Genomic DNA, 14,989 nt, shown 5'->3' on the forward strand with positions numbered 1-14,989 from the left:
ATGCGTCGTAATCGTCAAGCAGGATTTACCTTACTCGAGATGTTGCTAGTCGCATTGTTAATGGGATTGGCAGCATCAGCTGTGACCTTGTCAATGAGCAGTGCAGGCCCTGAGCAATTGCTAAAAAAGCAAGCACAGCGCTTTATCGCTGCCACTGAGTTGGTGCTTGATGAAACCGTATTAAGTGGTCAATTTATTGGGATTGTGATCGATGATACTCAATACCAATTTGTGATTTACCACGACGGTAAATGGGAACCGATACAACAAGATAAACAGCTTTCAAACCATGAATTAGAACCGGGAATCACATTATCTTTGGTGCTCGATGGCATGCCATTAGACCAAGAAGACGAATCGCAGGAATCCTGGTTTGATGAGCCTTTTATTGATGAGCCCAGTGCTGAAGAAAAAAAGAAAAACCCAGTACCGCAAGTTCTATTGTTTCCAAGCGGTGAGATGACCCCCTTTGAACTGAGTTTTGTTACATACAATGAAAGTCGACAACCGATTGATGTATTAGTTGTTGGGGATGCAATTGGGCGATTGTCCATTGGGCGCTTTGATGAACAAATCTAAAGGCATGACCTTACTGGAAGTCATTGTTGCTTTGGCGGTATTTTCTATCGCTGCAGTATCAGTAACCAAAAGTTTAAGTGAGCAAATGGCTAATATGCCTGTTTTAGAAGAGCGTACACTCGGGCAGTGGGTTGCCAGTAACCAAATGGTTGAAGCTCGTTTACCTGAGACCTTTCCTGAGATTGGGTCAAAAGACGGGCAGGTTGAATTGGCGGGTGAAGATTGGTATTGGCGCAGAGAAGTGATTAAAACCACGGATGACAATTTCAGAATGATCCGTATCAGTGTCAGTAAAGATGAACGTTTTAAGCGTATTGTGGCACAAGTGAGTAGCTATGTTCACAATCGAGGATAATAAGAACAAGGGTTTTACCCTATTGGAAATGCTCATTGCTATTGCTATTTTTGCCATGATTGGTTTAGCGGCAAACTCTGTGCTGTCAACAGTGATGAAAAATGATGAAGTTACCAAGACCTTTTCTGTTCGGCTCAAGGCATTGCAACAAGGTTTTGGAGCCATTGAACGAGACTTAGGCCAGATGGTCGCTCGCACCTTGAGAGGCTTGGACGGCGAACGAAGCAGCAGTTATTTTCAAGCGGGCGACAATATGCTTGATTCAGAAACTGAAGCGTTAGTTTTTTACCGTTTAGGTTGGTTAAACCCAGATGGGATATTGCCCCGAGGGAGTTTGCAGTCTGTCGCTTATGTGGTTCAAGGTGGGCGACTAGAACGTTGGTATTATCCTTACCCAGAGCCAGCAAGCGGTGAAGAGCCGCTGAAAACCTTGATTATTGAGAATGTGTTGTCTGTTGAGTACTCATTTTATATTAATGATAAATGGGAACGAAAAGTTGATGGCACACAAATGCCTAAAGGTATAGCGATTGAAATTGAAATAGACGGTCTTGGCAAAATTCAACGCCAGTTTTTGCTGCCTAAAGGCGCATCTGTCCCCAAAGCGAATGAAGGCGATGCGAACGGTGATGATAAAAATAAAGACGGCAATGATGGTGTAGATGACAACCAAGACGAAACCGATGAAAACGGCGGTAAAGTGAGTCCTGGTGGTAATGATGGTGGGCGAGGTTGATGGGGCGTCATAAGCAGCAAGGCGTCGCCATGATTGTGGTGATTTTAATTGTCGCCATGGTGGTGATTATTGCCACTAATATTACTAGTCGCAATCAATTGTCCATGCGTCGAACTTTAAATTTAGCCCAATACGATCAAGCATATTGGTATGCGTTATCGGGCGAAGAACTGGCAATGAAGGTCTTAAAACAAGACTTTGAAGATGCCGACGGTAATACCGTTCATCGGCAACAATATTGGGCATTGGCGGATGTGGTATTTCCGGTAGAAGATGGGGTGATTGCCGGTGAAATTGATGATATGCGAGCCTGTTTTAACCTTAATGCAGTAGGTGTAGAGTCAAAAGAAGTGGAAAACGGTCAGCCGAAATTGACATTGGCGGCTAAGCAATTTCAAGGATTGTTAATCGCTTTGGGTATGGATGAGTTTGGCGCAGAACGTTTAACCCATACGTTAAAAGATTATATTGATGAAGATTCGTTAACCAGTCCATTTGGCGCTGAAGATGCGGAATACGAATCACGTAAAGTACCTTACCGCGCCGCAAATACACTTATGCAACATCGCAGTGAATTGCGTGCTGTACTGGGATTTACGCAGGATATTTACATAAAACTAATGCCTTATGTGTGCGCAATACCCGGCGATAATCGCCAGCTGTTGAACGTTAATACCATTGAAATAGAACAGGCTGCTTTAATGGTGGGCATGCTAGATAATCAGATATCAATCTCTGATGCCGAAAGTATTATTAATCAACGTCCCGCAGACGGTTTCGAAAAGATAGAAGACTTTTGGGAAAACTCGTCAGTAAGAGGCATAAAATCTGAGGCGGATTTTCGCTCAAGCTTTGTTGTAACAAGTAACTATTTTTTACTGCATTCTGGTGCCAAAGTCGATAATGCAGTATTCAGAATGGACAGTGTATTGAAGCGTAATGGTAATAACTTAGATGTGATTACCCGCCAATACGGTGGACAACAATAATAACAAACTCAACAGCATGAAGCAGTTAGAGATTGGTGGAGAATAACAGTGTCTGAAAGGCTATTTATCCGATTAGGAAAAACATCAGAACACTCATGTTCATGGCTAGTATGGTCTGAACAAGAGCAAGAGATTATCGCTTCGGGTGAATTGCCTGACGCATCAAGTCTTGCCAGTTTAACTGAGCGCGTTGGCAATAGGCCAGTTGATGTCCTTGTGCCAGCTGCAAGCATGACGTTAACTCAAATCGCGTTGCCAGAAAAGGGTCAACGCCAAGCACTAAAAGCTTTGCCATTTATGCTGGAAGAGTCCCTAGCGACTGATGTAGATGACATGCATTTTGTTGTCGGCCCTCGTCAGGGTGAAAATATTAATGTGATTGCCGTTGAGCATCAGCAAATGCAGCAATGGCTGAGCTGGCTTAGCGATGCAGGCTTGAAAGCAAAGCGTATTGTGCCAGATTGTTTAGCGTTACCGCTTGAGCAATGCCGCTGGGCGATAATGAGCTTCGGTGAAGAATATTTACTGCGCACAGGCGACGGTGCGGGGGTGAGTTTGCCTAAATCCTGGGCGTCGTTAGCCTTACCTAAATTATTAGTCGATGCCCAGCAACAAGTCACCGATCAACAAGCTATTGATGTTGCTTGCTACAGTGACAATATTCAAATTGAAACACCGGATTTAGTGTTAACGGCTAAGCCATTAGAGCTGCCAATGATGGTGCTTGCAAAGGGGATTTTGCATGCGCCAGTTAACTTACTCTCAGGCATCTATAAACCTAAGCGTGAATATAGCAAACAGCTTATTTTGTGGCGTAACGCAGCTGTCATTACTGGTATCGTGATCCTGTTAGCTCTGGTCAATAAAGGTTTAGCCATTTCTCAGCTTAATCAACAAACTGCTGAATTACGCAGCCAAAGTGAAGCGATTTTTAAAACGGTATCCCCTGGCATAAACCGTATTGTTAATATCCGTTCACAAATGGATAGCCAGCTACGCAGTATGCAAGGTCAAGGAGGCGGTGCGGCCTTTTTCGAGATGCTGGATGGGCTTAAACCAGCCTTTACTCAAGTCCCTCAGTTAAAGCCGACAACCTTACGCTTTGAAGCGAATCGCAATGAATTGAGAATGCAAGTCACTGCAGATAATTACGCGCAGTTAGATAAATTTAAAGATATCGTTGCCAAAGACTTCCAATTAGACGGTGGTGCAATGAACAGTAACGATGACAGTGTCACGAGTACCTTAACGTTGAGGAGCAAATAGTATGGAAAATTTGCGTACCTGGTGGCAAAGCTTAGCAATACGAGAGCAACAACTGGTGGGGTTTTGTGGCTTCTTCGTATTAATAGGGGTGTTATATTGGGGCATTTGGTCACCGATATCATCGGCACAAGAAGATGCAGAGCGTAATCATAAAGCCGCCCTACAAACATTAAACTATGTAAAAAAAGCCGCTAATGAAATTGCTGGACTCGCTCAAGCAGGCGCGAAGGCTAAGGTTAAGGGAAGCTTAAGTTCTATCGTCAACCAAACTGCTGGCCAATATTCATTAGAAATAACCCGTATGCAGCCACAAGGTAACAAAATTCAACTGTGGATGGATGATGTGCCTTTTGATGCGTTATTAGGTTATTTACATGAGCTTGTTGTTCAAAAAGGTTTAACGTTAGACAGCGTTGACTTATCTGAATCAGATACTGTCGGTTTTGTGAATGTCAGACGTATTCAGTTATCCCAGTAAGGAATTTGTGTGAAGTTATTTGTTAAAATTGGCATTGCCATTTTGGTGTATGTGGTGTTTTTGTTCGTATACGTCCCAGCAAACTGGTTAGTCAGTATTGCGCCATTACCCAATAGTGTTCAGCTTTCGGGTGTTGATGGCACCTTATGGCAAGGTAATGCTGACTTTATTCGAATTGATCAGCGTCAGTTAGAGCATGTCAGTTGGAAATTAAATCCTTTTGCATTGTTTATTGGGCAAGCGAATATAGATTTTCAACTGGGCAGCCGAGCAACAGCGGTTAGCGGTAAAGGCCATATTAGCTATTCATTTTCAGGGCTTAAAGCTGACAATATTCGATTTGATGCACCCAGTAGCTTTATTTTAGGCGGTAGTCGCTTACCCTTTAAGACAAGTGTTACTGGTGATGTTAGCTTAATGATTGAGACTCTCGAGCAGGGTACGCCTTGGTGTGATCAGCTAGCGGGTAAACTTTTTTTAAATAGTGCAGGTGTTACTAACCAATTTGGTGAGTATCCTTTAGGTGATGTTACCTTAGGCTTAAGTTGTCGAGATGGACAGGTGCTGTTAAACACAGATGAACAGAGCAATCAATTAGGGCTATCTGGCACCATAACCTTGGCTGAAAATAATTTGGTTAAAGTCAGTGCCAAGATAAAAACTACAGATACACAGCCAGAGGATTTACGTAAAGCACTAAGCTTTTTAGGTAAGCAAGATAGTCAGGGTTATTACCCCATTAATTACCAAGGCAACATTCCTGGTTTGTAAAGCTATTAACTTGATGCAGGTTATTGACTGTGACTAAAGGGTGCTATGCACCCTTTTTTATTGCTAATAAATGATCACTTTGACCATTTTTGACAACATTGAGGCTATAAAGTCATAAAGCTAGGTATATAAAACAGCTTTTCTACTCGCTCATCTTATTATTTTTACTCTCGAATTATTGCGATAGACTTGCTGTTGGTATGTATATTCACTTCGCTAGCAATACCGCTCTAAACTTTACTCTCAAACCTTGTGTATTGGTGTTCATAGTTCATTTATTCATTCGACATTGAGGTTAAGCAACTCATCTAACAAGTGATGGTAATCGTCGATAGCGGGAAAGTCATGGAACTGGGTATGTCCTTTTTGGCTGTCAGGATTTTTAATGCCTAACTGGAACCCTATTCCTGCTTTTTTAGATGCCTGTAAAATCGCTTCACTGTCATCAATAAATAAACATCTAGCAGGGTTCAATTGATATTTCTCTATTGCGGTTAGCCAAAATTGTGGGTGCTCTTTTGGATAACCTGTCTCGTGGCTTGATAACATTGCATCTAAACCATTCGCCAGTTCAGTATGCTCAAGTTTCAGCGCTAAACTTTTAGGGTGGGCATTGGTGAATAAAATACGTTTTTTATTCACACGTCCTAATGCCATAAGAAAAGGCATGCTGTCTTGACGCATTTGAATGCGCTCAACTAATGAGTAATGCAATGTGAGAATATCTAGTCCAAGTTGTTGCTGCCAATAATCTAAGCAATACCACTCTAACGTACCAGCCACTTTGTGGTATGCCGTTTCAACTAGCAGCTTGGCCGCATCTAGGCTAATTTGTTTTTGTTGGCTTAATTGCTGCGGCACTAAAGTCAGCCAAAAATGATTATCAAAGTGTAGATCAAGTAGGGTGCCATCCATGTCGAGCAGAACAGTATCTATCTTATGCCAAGGAAACATGAAAATTCCGGTTGTGGATTACGCTTAGGATAGTAAGATTGTAACTTGTCTTTATTCATTCGTCACATGAGGTTGCAATGACACAGCGGCATAGTAAGCCGGAAATCTTGCACACAGAAGTTGTCGCTAAAAGTCGACTATTTCAAATTGAGCAAGTTCATCTTAAGTTTTCCAATGGTGTTGAACGCCAATATGAGCGAATGAAAGGTGGAAGTCGTGGCGCTGTGATGGTGGTGCCTGTGCATGAGGGCAAACTGTTACTCGCAAAAGAATATGCCGCAGGTACTGACAGTTATGAATTAGGCTTTCCTAAAGGGTTAATTGATCCTGGAGAGGAAGCTGTTGAGGCCGCTAACCGAGAACTGCAAGAAGAAATTGGTTTTGGTAGCAAGAAACTCACTCATCTTAAAACTCTCTCACTTGCACCAGGCTACTTCTCAAGTAAAATGCACATTTTTATAGCTGAAGAGCTATATTTCAGTGAGCTTGAAGGTGATGAGCCTGAACCCATTATTGTTGTGCCATGGGCATTAGACGATTGGCAATCATTGTTAGGCAACGCTGATTTTACCGAGTCGCGCAGCGTGAGTGCCCTTTTTCTTGCGCAACAGTTTTTAGCTCAATCGGTTCAAACGACAGAATAATGGGCTTAACTGTAAGAATCGAATCTTCGCACTTTGGCTATAAGTTAGCTAAAGTTAGTTTTAATCAGTAATACATGCTTATTTCCAGCAACTGGAGTTGTAATGAAGCCCGAAATCGTCATCGAACAAGCAATTGAAATTGCCATCGAAGCAGGGAACGCGATTCGTGAAATCTATCAAGCAGGTAATTTTAAGCGCGAGATAAAATCCGATAACACTCCTGTGACGTCCGCCGATCTGGCTGCGCATAATATTATTTGTGCACGTTTGGCTGAGCTGACTCCAGACATTCCTATTTTGAGTGAAGAAGATGCTGATATTCCTTTATCGGTTAGGGAGACCTGGTCCACTTATTGGTTAGTTGACCCTCTTGATGGTACAGGGGAGTTTATTGCGGGTAGTGGCGACTTTTCGGTCATTATTGCATTGGTTGAACACAACCGTCCTATAATGGGCATTGTTTATGCGCCAATGACCGAAGTTTGTTACTACGCGATAGCAGGCACAGGTGCTTATAAACGTGAAGGCGCTGAAGAAGTGCGTATTACCAGTACTCAACTCGCGGCCACAGAGCAAAATCACTTACGTATTGCTGTGAGTCGTCGCCAAGACCCTCAAAAAGTACTGAATTTATTTTCAGATCCCCAAGGTTGCGAGCTAGTTGTACTAGGTGGTGCGGCATTAAAAAGCTGCTTAGTGGCTGAAGGTCAGGCGGATTGTTATGTGCGTTTAGGGCCTACAGGTGAGTGGGACACAGGTGCGGCACAAATTATTGTTGAAGAAGCTGGTGGCGCATTAGTAGACATTGATTTGCATCCTATGACCTATAATGAACGCGACACATTAGAAAATCCTAACTTTATCGTTGTTGGTACTGAAAGTGTTGCTTGGAATGCGCTATTAGTTGGTCAGTAAGGTTTACCCTTAATAATGTTGAAAACCTTAGACGTTATTAAGCATTCGCAAAACCAAAAAACGCCTCGATATTAGGCGATTTTTGGTTTTTTGGCTTTAAGAGTTCTCATCTAACCATTGGTGTACCGCTTGATGAGAGCCTTTAAATACAATTTTACTGGCTTTCTTTTCTAGTTGATATTGGTACATAGGATCATAATACTCGGCCAATAACTGGCTGATCCATGCATAGTGCCCGTCTAAAGTTGTGTGCTGTAATGCTTGTAAAATAAGTTGTTGCAACTCGTCGTGTTGTTTACCACCTAAACGTTTACGGATTTTGCTAATACTTTGCTGTAAATAATTCGCAAAAGCGTCGGCACCGGCATCGCATCCCAATTGTTGGTAATATTGTGCTTGCATATTCACCACATATTCTTGATGTAAACGCTGTACTCTTTGCTCAAAGCTTTGCTCAATGATGACGACTGGTGCCCGTTGCATTGATTGGAAAAAATTGTGGGGGATAGCGGCGCGGCCAATGAGAAAGCTTTCATCTTCCACTATTAACTTGGCATTACTAGTGAGGTGCAATTGCTGATGCGTTAATAGGGCAATGGCTAAGTGATTTTCAAAGTTAATCTGGCTTGGTTGGGCTGAAATTTGTCTGCCAAAACTCGATCCCCTATGATTGGCAATGCCTTCCAAATCAATAGCATCTTTTCGTTGATGAATAAACTCGGTTTTCCCGCTCCCCGTACTACCACTGATAACCAGAATTTGATGTTTTGAAGGGGCACAGTCAATGGTATTGATTAAGAATGTCCGCATGGCTTTATAGCCACCTAGAATATAAGGAGTATCAATGCCAGCGTTGCGTAACCATTGTTGCGTTAATTGTGAGCGTAAGCCTCCTCTAAAACAATATAGAAAGCTATTCGGGTGTTGCTGTATTTGCTGACACCAGGCATCAATACGCTGCTGTTTAATATTGCCACTGACCAGTGTATGTCCTAATTCAATTGCAGCTTGTTGTCCTTGTTGTTTATAACAGGTGCCGACTTTTGTACGCTCACTGTCATTCATCAACGGTAGGTTAATCGCTTGTGGAAACGAACCTTTGACAAACTCGACCGGCGCACGTACATCCATCAGTGGATGGTTTGTCAAAAATAGCTGTCGATATTCAGATGCGGGAACAATATTTTCCATTAGTGATGCTCTATTAAACTGATCAAACTGGCTGTTGAATCCGTTAATAAGCTTTGTTGTAACTCACCAATACAATGCACATCAATGAAGTGAGCATCAAGGAGCGCTATTAAGGCTGATTCAGATTGTGAATTCACTGCCACTAATAACCCACCACTGGTTTGGGGATCACAAAGTATGGCTTGTTGATAATCGCTTAGCATGGGGAGATTTTGCCGGTAGCTTTCATAATTTCGTCCAGTACCACCAGGAATACAGCCGAGGCTAAGATAGTGATCGACCTGTTCTAATTTTGGGATGGCATTAAAATCTAACTCAGCTTTAAGATTTGCACCTTGGCATATTTCAATCAAGTGGCCAGCAAGACCGAAGCCAGTGACATCTGTTAACGCATTCACTCCCGCTATTTTAGCAATATCACTGCCTATGCGATTAAGTTGGCACATGGCATCAATCGCAATGTGACTATGTTCAGGCTGGAGCTTTTTCTGCTTTTGTGCCGTAGTCAGTATGCCGACACCAATAGGTTTAGTGAGATACAGTTTATCGCCCGCTTTTGCTGTACTGTTTTGCTTAAGCTCAGTTAGCGGTATTTGTCCTGTTACGGCTAAACCAAATATGGGCTCAGGAGCATCAATACTATGGCCGCCTGCCAGCATTATGCCTGCATCCTTACAGGCTTGGCGTCCACCATCAACCACTTGCTGAGCCACTTCAGCAGACAGTTTATTTACTGGCCAGCCAAGAATGGCTATTGCCATAATTGGCGTCCCACCCATGGCATAAATATCGCTAATTGCATTGGTTGCAGCAATACGGCCAAAGGTAAAAGGATCATCCACAATAGGCATGAAAAAATCAGTGGTGCTGATAATGCCAGTTTGCTCATTGAGTTTATAAACTGCGGCATCGTCACGCGTGTCATTACCCACAAGCAAATTAGGATCTGTAAATTGGGGCAGTTGTGAAGACAAGATGGTGCTTAATACTTGAGGAGATATTTTACAGCCGCAACCAGCGCCATGGCTAAATTCCGTAAGACGGATTTGATCATTTTGATTCATAATGAATAACTTATTTTGGTACAAGAGGTAATGCCACAATGAGTTCATTGTGGAAGATAATTTCAAGCTTGAAAAGGATTAAATCCGCATACTGGTATGTGTGGCAGTTTTCAAGTAGCAAGGCGCCAATGTTACTCGGGGTTGGTTATTGGTTCAGCCTGCCCCAATGACGGTTGCATATTTGAAAACTACGCACTGGGTATAGTAGATAGGATTAATTAAAGATAAAAAATAGGTGCTAAGCACCTATTAATGTTTTGCAAATTTGAATGTTTCAGTGTTCATCATGGTGTGTGTATGGCTAATAACACCAATAAAACAACTAGGAATAACTTGCCGTGAGCATTTTCCATTGCTTTTGTTGTTCAAGAAAACGTGCACGTAATTCCTGAACCTGATTTTTTAAATGAGCATCAACTAATTGCTTACGTTTAGCTTCAAGTAAAATTTTCTTGGCTTGATAGTAATCCATTAAATGCTGCTTCATAAGATCGTATTCAGCTTGAAACGTATCAATAATTTCATCGCAGTTAGGTAAGTGAGCGACTTTACGTTGCACTCGTAAAAGTTGCATTTGTAATTTGGCGGCTTCAATTCGTTCTTGCGGAACTTTACGTAGGTCACTGGCGAGGCCTGTTAAGCTCATTAATTTGATTAACCACTTAGTTGGATCGTAATCCCACCATTTAATACCATTGCGGTAATCATTTTCAAAAATGTGGTGGAAGTTGTGATAACCCTCTCCATAAGTCAATAATGCTAAAAACGCATTATCACGAGCGGTATTTTTGTTAGTGTACGGCTGTTTCCCCCAGATATGAGCAAGAGAGTTAATAAAGAAAGTACAGTGATGCACAACAACCAAGCGTAACAAGCCAGCTAACAATACCATTGAAATAATATCGCCATTTAACCAGCCTAAAAATGCCGGAAGACCAATATTCATCAAAATTACCAAGGCTAGATAATGTTTATGCTGCCACATCACAATCGGATCGTTTTGCAGATCTCTTACATTGTTATAGTCGCTGTAACGGCTAGCTTGGTATTCGCGTAGCATCCAGCCAATGTGGCTGTACCAAAATCCCATTTTTGCTGAGTAGGGATCTTTATCATTATTATCAACATGTTTGTGATGCACTCGGTGATCGCTACACCAGTGTAAAGCACTATTTTGTAATGCTAAGGCGCCGCCTAAGGCAAATAGCACTCGCATCGCAGGATGGGCTTTGTAGGCTTTATGGGACCATAATCTGTGGTAACCGGCAGTAATTGATAACCCACTAGCATAAGCCAATACAATAAATGCCAACCATTCCATTCCATCAAAGCCGTGAGCAATGCCACGCCAAGGAACAAGTACTATGGCGCCAATAAATGTAATAGCAAACAACAAGGTGTTGAGCCAAATTATAGGGGGTTTTTTCATCTAATTGATTTCCTGCTAGCGTTCTAATGTGAATCTAAAATAATTGAGCGTACATATGTAAGCTAATTTATCCTTTGATCTGATTTTGGTCAAGCTCAATAGGGCTGTGTTTCTATGATAAAAGGGGTATTATCTGTTAATTAATCTTGACTAAGCGGATTGTTAAATGGGTGTAAGAGCACAACAAAAAGAGAAAACTCGTCGTGCATTAGTGGATGCGGCTTTTAATCAACTAAGCGCTGAGCGAAGTTTTTCGAGTTTAAGCTTACGTGAGGTCGCTCGAGAAGCGGGTATCGCCCCAACATCATTTTATCGTCACTTTAAAGATATGAACGAACTTGGGCTTACCATGGTTGATGAAGGCGGTTTAACCTTGCGCCAAATGATGCGTAAAGGTCGCCAGCGTGCAGAGGCGGGTGGCAGTGTCATTCGTATATCGGTCGACACCTTTATGGAAGTGCTGGAGTCGAATCCCAACGTGTTTCGTATTTTATTGCATGAGCGCTCTGGCACCTCAGCAGCCTTTCGTGCCGCAGTGGAACGTGAAATTGAGCACTTTATATCTGAGTTAACCCATTACACAGAAGCCCATGCTAATCGTCACCCAACACTTGCCCGTGCGCAAGCTGAAGCGTTAGTGACTTTAGTGTTCAATGCGGGTGCGAGTGCATTAGATCTTAAACGCAGCGAGCGAAAGCAATTGGCTGATCAATTGGTTTTACATTTACGTATTGTGGCAACAGGTGCAGAGGCATTACAACACAAAATGGATTTAAAAGCAGAGCGTCACGTTTAACGGTTTATTTGACGAGCAGAGAAACAAAAGGGCAGATTTTCTGCCCTTTATTAGTTGTTGAGTTATGGATTATTTTCGTTCAAGTAAGACACCCGACTCCATATGATCGGTGTAAGGAAATTGGTCAAATAATGCAAAACGGGTGATTTTATGTGTAGTGCTGAGTGTTTGCAGATTATCCTTTAACGTTTGTGGGTTACATGAGATATATAAAATACGCTGGTAACCTTGAACGAGTTTTAAGGTTTCATCGTCAATACCAGCACGAGGTGGGTCGACAAAAATAGTGTTGCAATCGTAACTGTCTAAATCGATACCTTCTAGGCGTCTGAAGCTGCGTTTTTTGGCCATCGCATCGCTAAAGTCTTCTGCAGACATACGGATAATTTGCAGATTATCCACCTTATTGATTTCAATATTGTACTGAGCAGCATCAACAGAAGGCTTAGCCAGCTCTGTGGCTAATACCCGATTAAAGTTTTGTGCTAGAGCGATAGAGAAATTGCCATTGCCACAATATAATTCAAGCAAATCACCTTGGCTGTTTTTGGTGCTGTCGATTGCCCATTCCAACATTTTTACCGATACCTTGGCATTTGGTTGGGTAAAGCTATTTTCGATTTGTTTATAATGCAGTGTTTGGCCATTTACCGTTAGGGTTTCAATAACAAATTCTCGGTCTAAATCGATTTTTTGCTTACGGGCACGACCAATTAAGTTCATGTTGAAATGCTGTGATAGCTTTGCTTTTAGTTGCTTAGCTTGTTCAAGCCATACATCATCTAATTGACGATGATAAAGCAAAGACACTAAAATCTCGCCGCTGAGTGTAGATAGAAAATCGACTTGAAATAGCTTATGACGTAAAGCCGGATTAGGCTTTAAATCTTCTATTAATGCTGCCATCATTTCATTGATTAATGTGCCAGCAGCAATATATTGGTCACAACGCACTTTCTCGTTCAGCTCTTTATCGAACATGTAGTAGTATAAGTCGTCGCCTTCATGCCACATCCTGAATTCGGCACGCATACGATAATGGGCTGGATCAGATGAGAATACTTCTAATGCTGGTGGAGTGAACTCAGCAAACGTTTGTTCAAGCTTAATGCGTTTTTGCTCGAGTTGCGCATCATAGTTTTTAGGATCCATGGCTGCTAAATTCATCTTGTCCACCAAAGGCAATAAAAAAGGGCGCAAATTTTATAACAAATAGCGCCGATATCCAATGTAAACATCATACTGTGATTTAGCATCACATCAAACGGAGATTATTTTGTCAGAGCCTATTCTTGTATTCGACTCAGGTATTGGTGGTTTATCGGTTCTGACGGAAATTCGTAAACTCTTATCGGGTCATGATTATCACTACGTATTTGATAATGCTCGCTTGCCCTATGGAAACTTGTCTGAAGCGGAGTTAATTAAAGGCTGCGTTGACTTGATCGTGAAGCAAGTTAAACAAAGTAATGCAGCGATTGTCGTGGTTGCATGTAATACCGCAAGTACATTGGTGTTACCGCATCTTCGAGCACACCTGACCATTCCCGTTGTTGGCGTTGTTCCCGCTATAAAACCCGCAGCGCAGATATCACAAAAAAAGCATATCGGTTTACTGGCCACGCCGGGAACGGTTAAACGTGACTATACTTTTGAATTAATCAATGAGTTCGCCGAAGACTGCAAAGTGGAGTTATTTGGTTCATCTGAACTTGTGATTATGGCAGAAAATTACTTTGCCAGTGAAACGATCGATCGCGTTTTACTTGCAACGATTTTACAGTCAATAAAAAAAGCTGACATCGATGTATTAGTATTGGGCTGTACGCATTTTCCAATGCTTGCAGAACAAATTAAGCAGATATTAGGTAATGGTGTGGCATTGCTTGATTCTGGTGCGGCGGTTGCGAGTAGGGTAAAAACATTGGTGAAGCAAAAGGACAAACTTAGTGGGACAATGACAGTGAGCTATACCAAAGACATATCAAAAGGTCTATATAGAGCATTAGTCGGCTATGGGTTTACAGATGTGAAACAAATAACCGACTAAAACTCGAAGCATTATATTAAGCGTCTGAAGAATCAGATTCTTGAGATTTAGCTTCTCTTACTTTTAAAGTGCGTTCCTGGAAAGTGTAATCGTTCAATTTACCCATTGCCTTTTGAGCTCCGGCTTCAGACATCTCAACAAATCCGAATCCCTTACGGCGTCCAGTTTTACGATCGCGAACTAAGCGCACAGAATTAACTGGACCATACTCACCAAACAACTCTTTAACTTCACCTTCATGAACACGGTAAGGTAGGTTACCAACATATAATGTCATCGTTGGGCCGACATATGGTTCATCTGATGCACTAGATTGGCTAGATGGCATAAAACTAAAAATTAATGTTGCCGTTACTACTCCAGCAATAAACGCTACAGAAGAAGCGGCATTAACAAATTGAAAGAAAACAAAAGCACCAACAAGTGCGGCAATAAGAACAATCACGAATGATTTCTGCATAAAATAATCTCTAATAAATAATGAAATGAAAAATAACTGTTAAAAAACCGCTATATGTTAATGAATAATGCAAACATTAACCAGCTTGTTGTAGAAAAAACGACCTTAAAATTAGCTTAAATATGATAAACAATGAAAATACGGCAATTTTTGCGTGTTTTGTATACGTGACAAGTTAAATAAACAGCGATCTGAACAAAAGATCATCGGTCAGTAAAAAAGATCGCGATCCCCTCTTGCACAAAATCTTAAGCTGCCTATAATGCGCATCCACTGACACGGCACAGAGCGAAAGCGAAACGCAGAGTCAGC

At 41.8% G+C, this 14,989-nt stretch carries 17 protein-coding genes; 11 read left to right on the plus strand and 6 right to left on the minus strand.

Annotation, left to right across the window (positions count from 1 at the left end; translation table 11 throughout):
• Genes gspH through ORI98_RS15370 form a run of 7 tightly spaced genes read left to right on the plus strand, consistent with a single transcriptional unit; the run spans position 1 to position 5,174 of the window.
• On the plus strand, positions 1–579 hold the full coding sequence (gene gspH, locus ORI98_RS15340; RefSeq protein WP_261299548.1) for a type II secretion system minor pseudopilin GspH: 579 nt from the start codon (positions 1–3) through the stop codon (positions 577–579).
• Positions 566–934: a type II secretion system minor pseudopilin GspI gene (gspI, locus tag ORI98_RS15345; protein WP_261299547.1), complete on the plus strand. Its 369-nt coding sequence runs from the start codon at positions 566–568 to the stop codon at positions 932–934. Before gspH ends, gspI begins: the two co-directional genes overlap by 14 nt.
• On the plus strand, positions 915–1,670 hold the full coding sequence (gspJ, locus tag ORI98_RS15350) for a type II secretion system minor pseudopilin GspJ (RefSeq protein WP_306135812.1): 756 nt from the start codon (positions 915–917) through the stop codon (positions 1,668–1,670). Before gspI ends, gspJ begins: the two co-directional genes overlap by 20 nt.
• Positions 1,670–2,659, plus strand: a complete 990-nt coding sequence (gene gspK, locus ORI98_RS15355) for a type II secretion system minor pseudopilin GspK (protein ID WP_306135813.1) — start codon at positions 1,670–1,672, stop codon at positions 2,657–2,659. Before gspJ ends, gspK begins: the two co-directional genes overlap by 1 nt.
• A gap of 48 nt (positions 2,660–2,707) precedes the next feature.
• Positions 2,708–3,925, plus strand: a complete 1,218-nt coding sequence (gspL, locus tag ORI98_RS15360; RefSeq protein WP_306135814.1) for a type II secretion system protein GspL — start codon at positions 2,708–2,710, stop codon at positions 3,923–3,925.
• Between the two features lies 1 nt (position 3,926).
• On the plus strand, positions 3,927–4,403 hold the full coding sequence (locus ORI98_RS15365; RefSeq protein ID WP_261299543.1) for a type II secretion system protein M: 477 nt from the start codon (positions 3,927–3,929) through the stop codon (positions 4,401–4,403).
• 9 nt (positions 4,404–4,412) lie between these two features.
• Positions 4,413–5,174, plus strand: coding sequence for a type II secretion system protein N (locus ORI98_RS15370; protein WP_306135815.1), 762 nt, complete (start codon positions 4,413–4,415; stop codon positions 5,172–5,174).
• Between the two features lie 279 nt (positions 5,175–5,453).
• On the opposite strand, the gene yrfG is transcribed toward ORI98_RS15370, so the two are convergent.
• The gene (gene yrfG / locus ORI98_RS15375) at positions 5,454–6,128 is read right to left on the minus strand and encodes a GMP/IMP nucleotidase (protein WP_261299541.1); all 675 of its coding nucleotides are present in this window, start codon (positions 6,126–6,128) and stop codon (positions 5,454–5,456) included.
• Between the two features lie 77 nt (positions 6,129–6,205).
• Between yrfG and nudE the strand changes: the two genes are divergently transcribed.
• Positions 6,206–6,772, plus strand: a complete 567-nt coding sequence (nudE, locus tag ORI98_RS15380; protein ID WP_261299540.1) for an ADP compounds hydrolase NudE — start codon at positions 6,206–6,208, stop codon at positions 6,770–6,772.
• A 102-nt stretch (positions 6,773–6,874) separates the two neighbouring features.
• Positions 6,875–7,687 carry a 3'(2'),5'-bisphosphate nucleotidase CysQ gene (gene cysQ, locus ORI98_RS15385; RefSeq protein ID WP_261299539.1) on the plus strand — a complete coding sequence of 271 codons (813 nt, stop codon included), beginning with the start codon at positions 6,875–6,877 and terminating at the stop codon, positions 7,685–7,687.
• 96 nt (positions 7,688–7,783) lie between these two features.
• Here cysQ and mnmH read toward each other — a convergent pair whose 3' ends face one another.
• From mnmH to ORI98_RS15400, 3 genes are all read right to left on the minus strand, one after another.
• Positions 7,784–8,878 (minus strand): tRNA 2-selenouridine(34) synthase MnmH, encoded by a 1,095-nt coding sequence (gene mnmH, locus ORI98_RS15390; protein WP_306135816.1) that lies wholly within the window; start codon positions 8,876–8,878, stop codon positions 7,784–7,786.
• Positions 8,878–9,942: a selenide, water dikinase SelD gene (selD, locus tag ORI98_RS15395; protein ID WP_306135817.1), complete on the minus strand. Its 1,065-nt coding sequence runs from the start codon at positions 9,940–9,942 to the stop codon at positions 8,878–8,880. Before selD ends, mnmH begins: the two co-directional genes overlap by 1 nt.
• Before the next feature lie 322 nt (positions 9,943–10,264).
• Complete coding sequence (locus tag ORI98_RS15400) at positions 10,265–11,371, minus strand: fatty acid desaturase (RefSeq protein WP_261299536.1); 1,107 nt, start codon at positions 11,369–11,371, stop codon at positions 10,265–10,267.
• Between the two features lie 166 nt (positions 11,372–11,537).
• On the opposite strand from ORI98_RS15400, the gene fabR reads away from it, so the two are divergent.
• Positions 11,538–12,167: an HTH-type transcriptional repressor FabR gene (gene fabR, locus ORI98_RS15405; RefSeq protein WP_261299535.1), complete on the plus strand. Its 630-nt coding sequence runs from the start codon at positions 11,538–11,540 to the stop codon at positions 12,165–12,167.
• Between the two features lie 69 nt (positions 12,168–12,236).
• Here the strand turns inward: fabR and trmA are convergent, their stop codons facing one another.
• Positions 12,237–13,334, minus strand: coding sequence for a tRNA (uridine(54)-C5)-methyltransferase TrmA (gene trmA / locus ORI98_RS15410; RefSeq protein ID WP_306135818.1), 1,098 nt, complete (start codon positions 13,332–13,334; stop codon positions 12,237–12,239).
• Positions 13,335–13,443: 109 nt separating this feature from the next.
• Here trmA and murI point away from each other — a divergent pair, with 109 nt between their 5' ends.
• Positions 13,444–14,217, plus strand: a complete 774-nt coding sequence (gene murI, locus ORI98_RS15415) for a glutamate racemase (RefSeq protein WP_306135819.1) — start codon at positions 13,444–13,446, stop codon at positions 14,215–14,217.
• Between the two features lie 16 nt (positions 14,218–14,233).
• Here murI and ORI98_RS15420 read toward each other — a convergent pair whose 3' ends face one another.
• On the minus strand, positions 14,234–14,677 hold the full coding sequence (locus ORI98_RS15420; protein ID WP_261299532.1) for an RNA-binding protein: 444 nt from the start codon (positions 14,675–14,677) through the stop codon (positions 14,234–14,236).
• Positions 14,678–14,989 lie beyond the last annotated feature (312 nt).

The sequence above is a fragment of the Shewanella sp. ULN5 genome (genome assembly GCF_030731885.1).
Taxonomy (GTDB): Bacteria; Pseudomonadota; Gammaproteobacteria; order Enterobacterales; family Shewanellaceae; genus Shewanella; species Shewanella holmiensis.

What these genes read in the sequence shown, in the direction of transcription:
- gspH (WP_261299548.1), top strand. Translation starts at nt 1, where the DNA reads ATGCGTCGTAATCGTCAAGCAGGATTTACCTTACTCGAGATGTTGCTA.
- gspI (WP_261299547.1), top strand. Translation starts at nt 566, where the DNA reads ATGAACAAATCTAAAGGCATGACCTTACTGGAAGTCATTGTTGCTTTG.
- gspJ (WP_306135812.1), top strand. Translation starts at nt 915, where the DNA reads ATGTTCACAATCGAGGATAATAAGAACAAGGGTTTTACCCTATTGGAA.
- gspK (WP_306135813.1), top strand. Translation starts at nt 1,670, where the DNA reads ATGGGGCGTCATAAGCAGCAAGGCGTCGCCATGATTGTGGTGATTTTA.
- ORI98_RS15365 (WP_261299543.1), top strand. Translation starts at nt 3,927, where the DNA reads ATGGAAAATTTGCGTACCTGGTGGCAAAGCTTAGCAATACGAGAGCAA.
- yrfG (WP_261299541.1), bottom strand. Translation starts at nt 6,128, where the DNA reads ATGTTTCCTTGGCATAAGATAGATACTGTTCTGCTCGACATGGATGGC.
- nudE (WP_261299540.1), top strand. Translation starts at nt 6,206, where the DNA reads ATGACACAGCGGCATAGTAAGCCGGAAATCTTGCACACAGAAGTTGTC.
- cysQ (WP_261299539.1), top strand. Translation starts at nt 6,875, where the DNA reads ATGAAGCCCGAAATCGTCATCGAACAAGCAATTGAAATTGCCATCGAA.
- mnmH (WP_306135816.1), bottom strand. Translation starts at nt 8,878, where the DNA reads ATGGAAAATATTGTTCCCGCATCTGAATATCGACAGCTATTTTTGACA.
- selD (WP_306135817.1), bottom strand. Translation starts at nt 9,942, where the DNA reads ATGAATCAAAATGATCAAATCCGTCTTACGGAATTTAGCCATGGCGCT.
- ORI98_RS15400 (WP_261299536.1), bottom strand. Translation starts at nt 11,371, where the DNA reads ATGAAAAAACCCCCTATAATTTGGCTCAACACCTTGTTGTTTGCTATT.
- fabR (WP_261299535.1), top strand. Translation starts at nt 11,538, where the DNA reads ATGGGTGTAAGAGCACAACAAAAAGAGAAAACTCGTCGTGCATTAGTG.
- trmA (WP_306135818.1), bottom strand. Translation starts at nt 13,334, where the DNA reads ATGAATTTAGCAGCCATGGATCCTAAAAACTATGATGCGCAACTCGAG.
- ORI98_RS15420 (WP_261299532.1), bottom strand. Translation starts at nt 14,677, where the DNA reads ATGCAGAAATCATTCGTGATTGTTCTTATTGCCGCACTTGTTGGTGCT.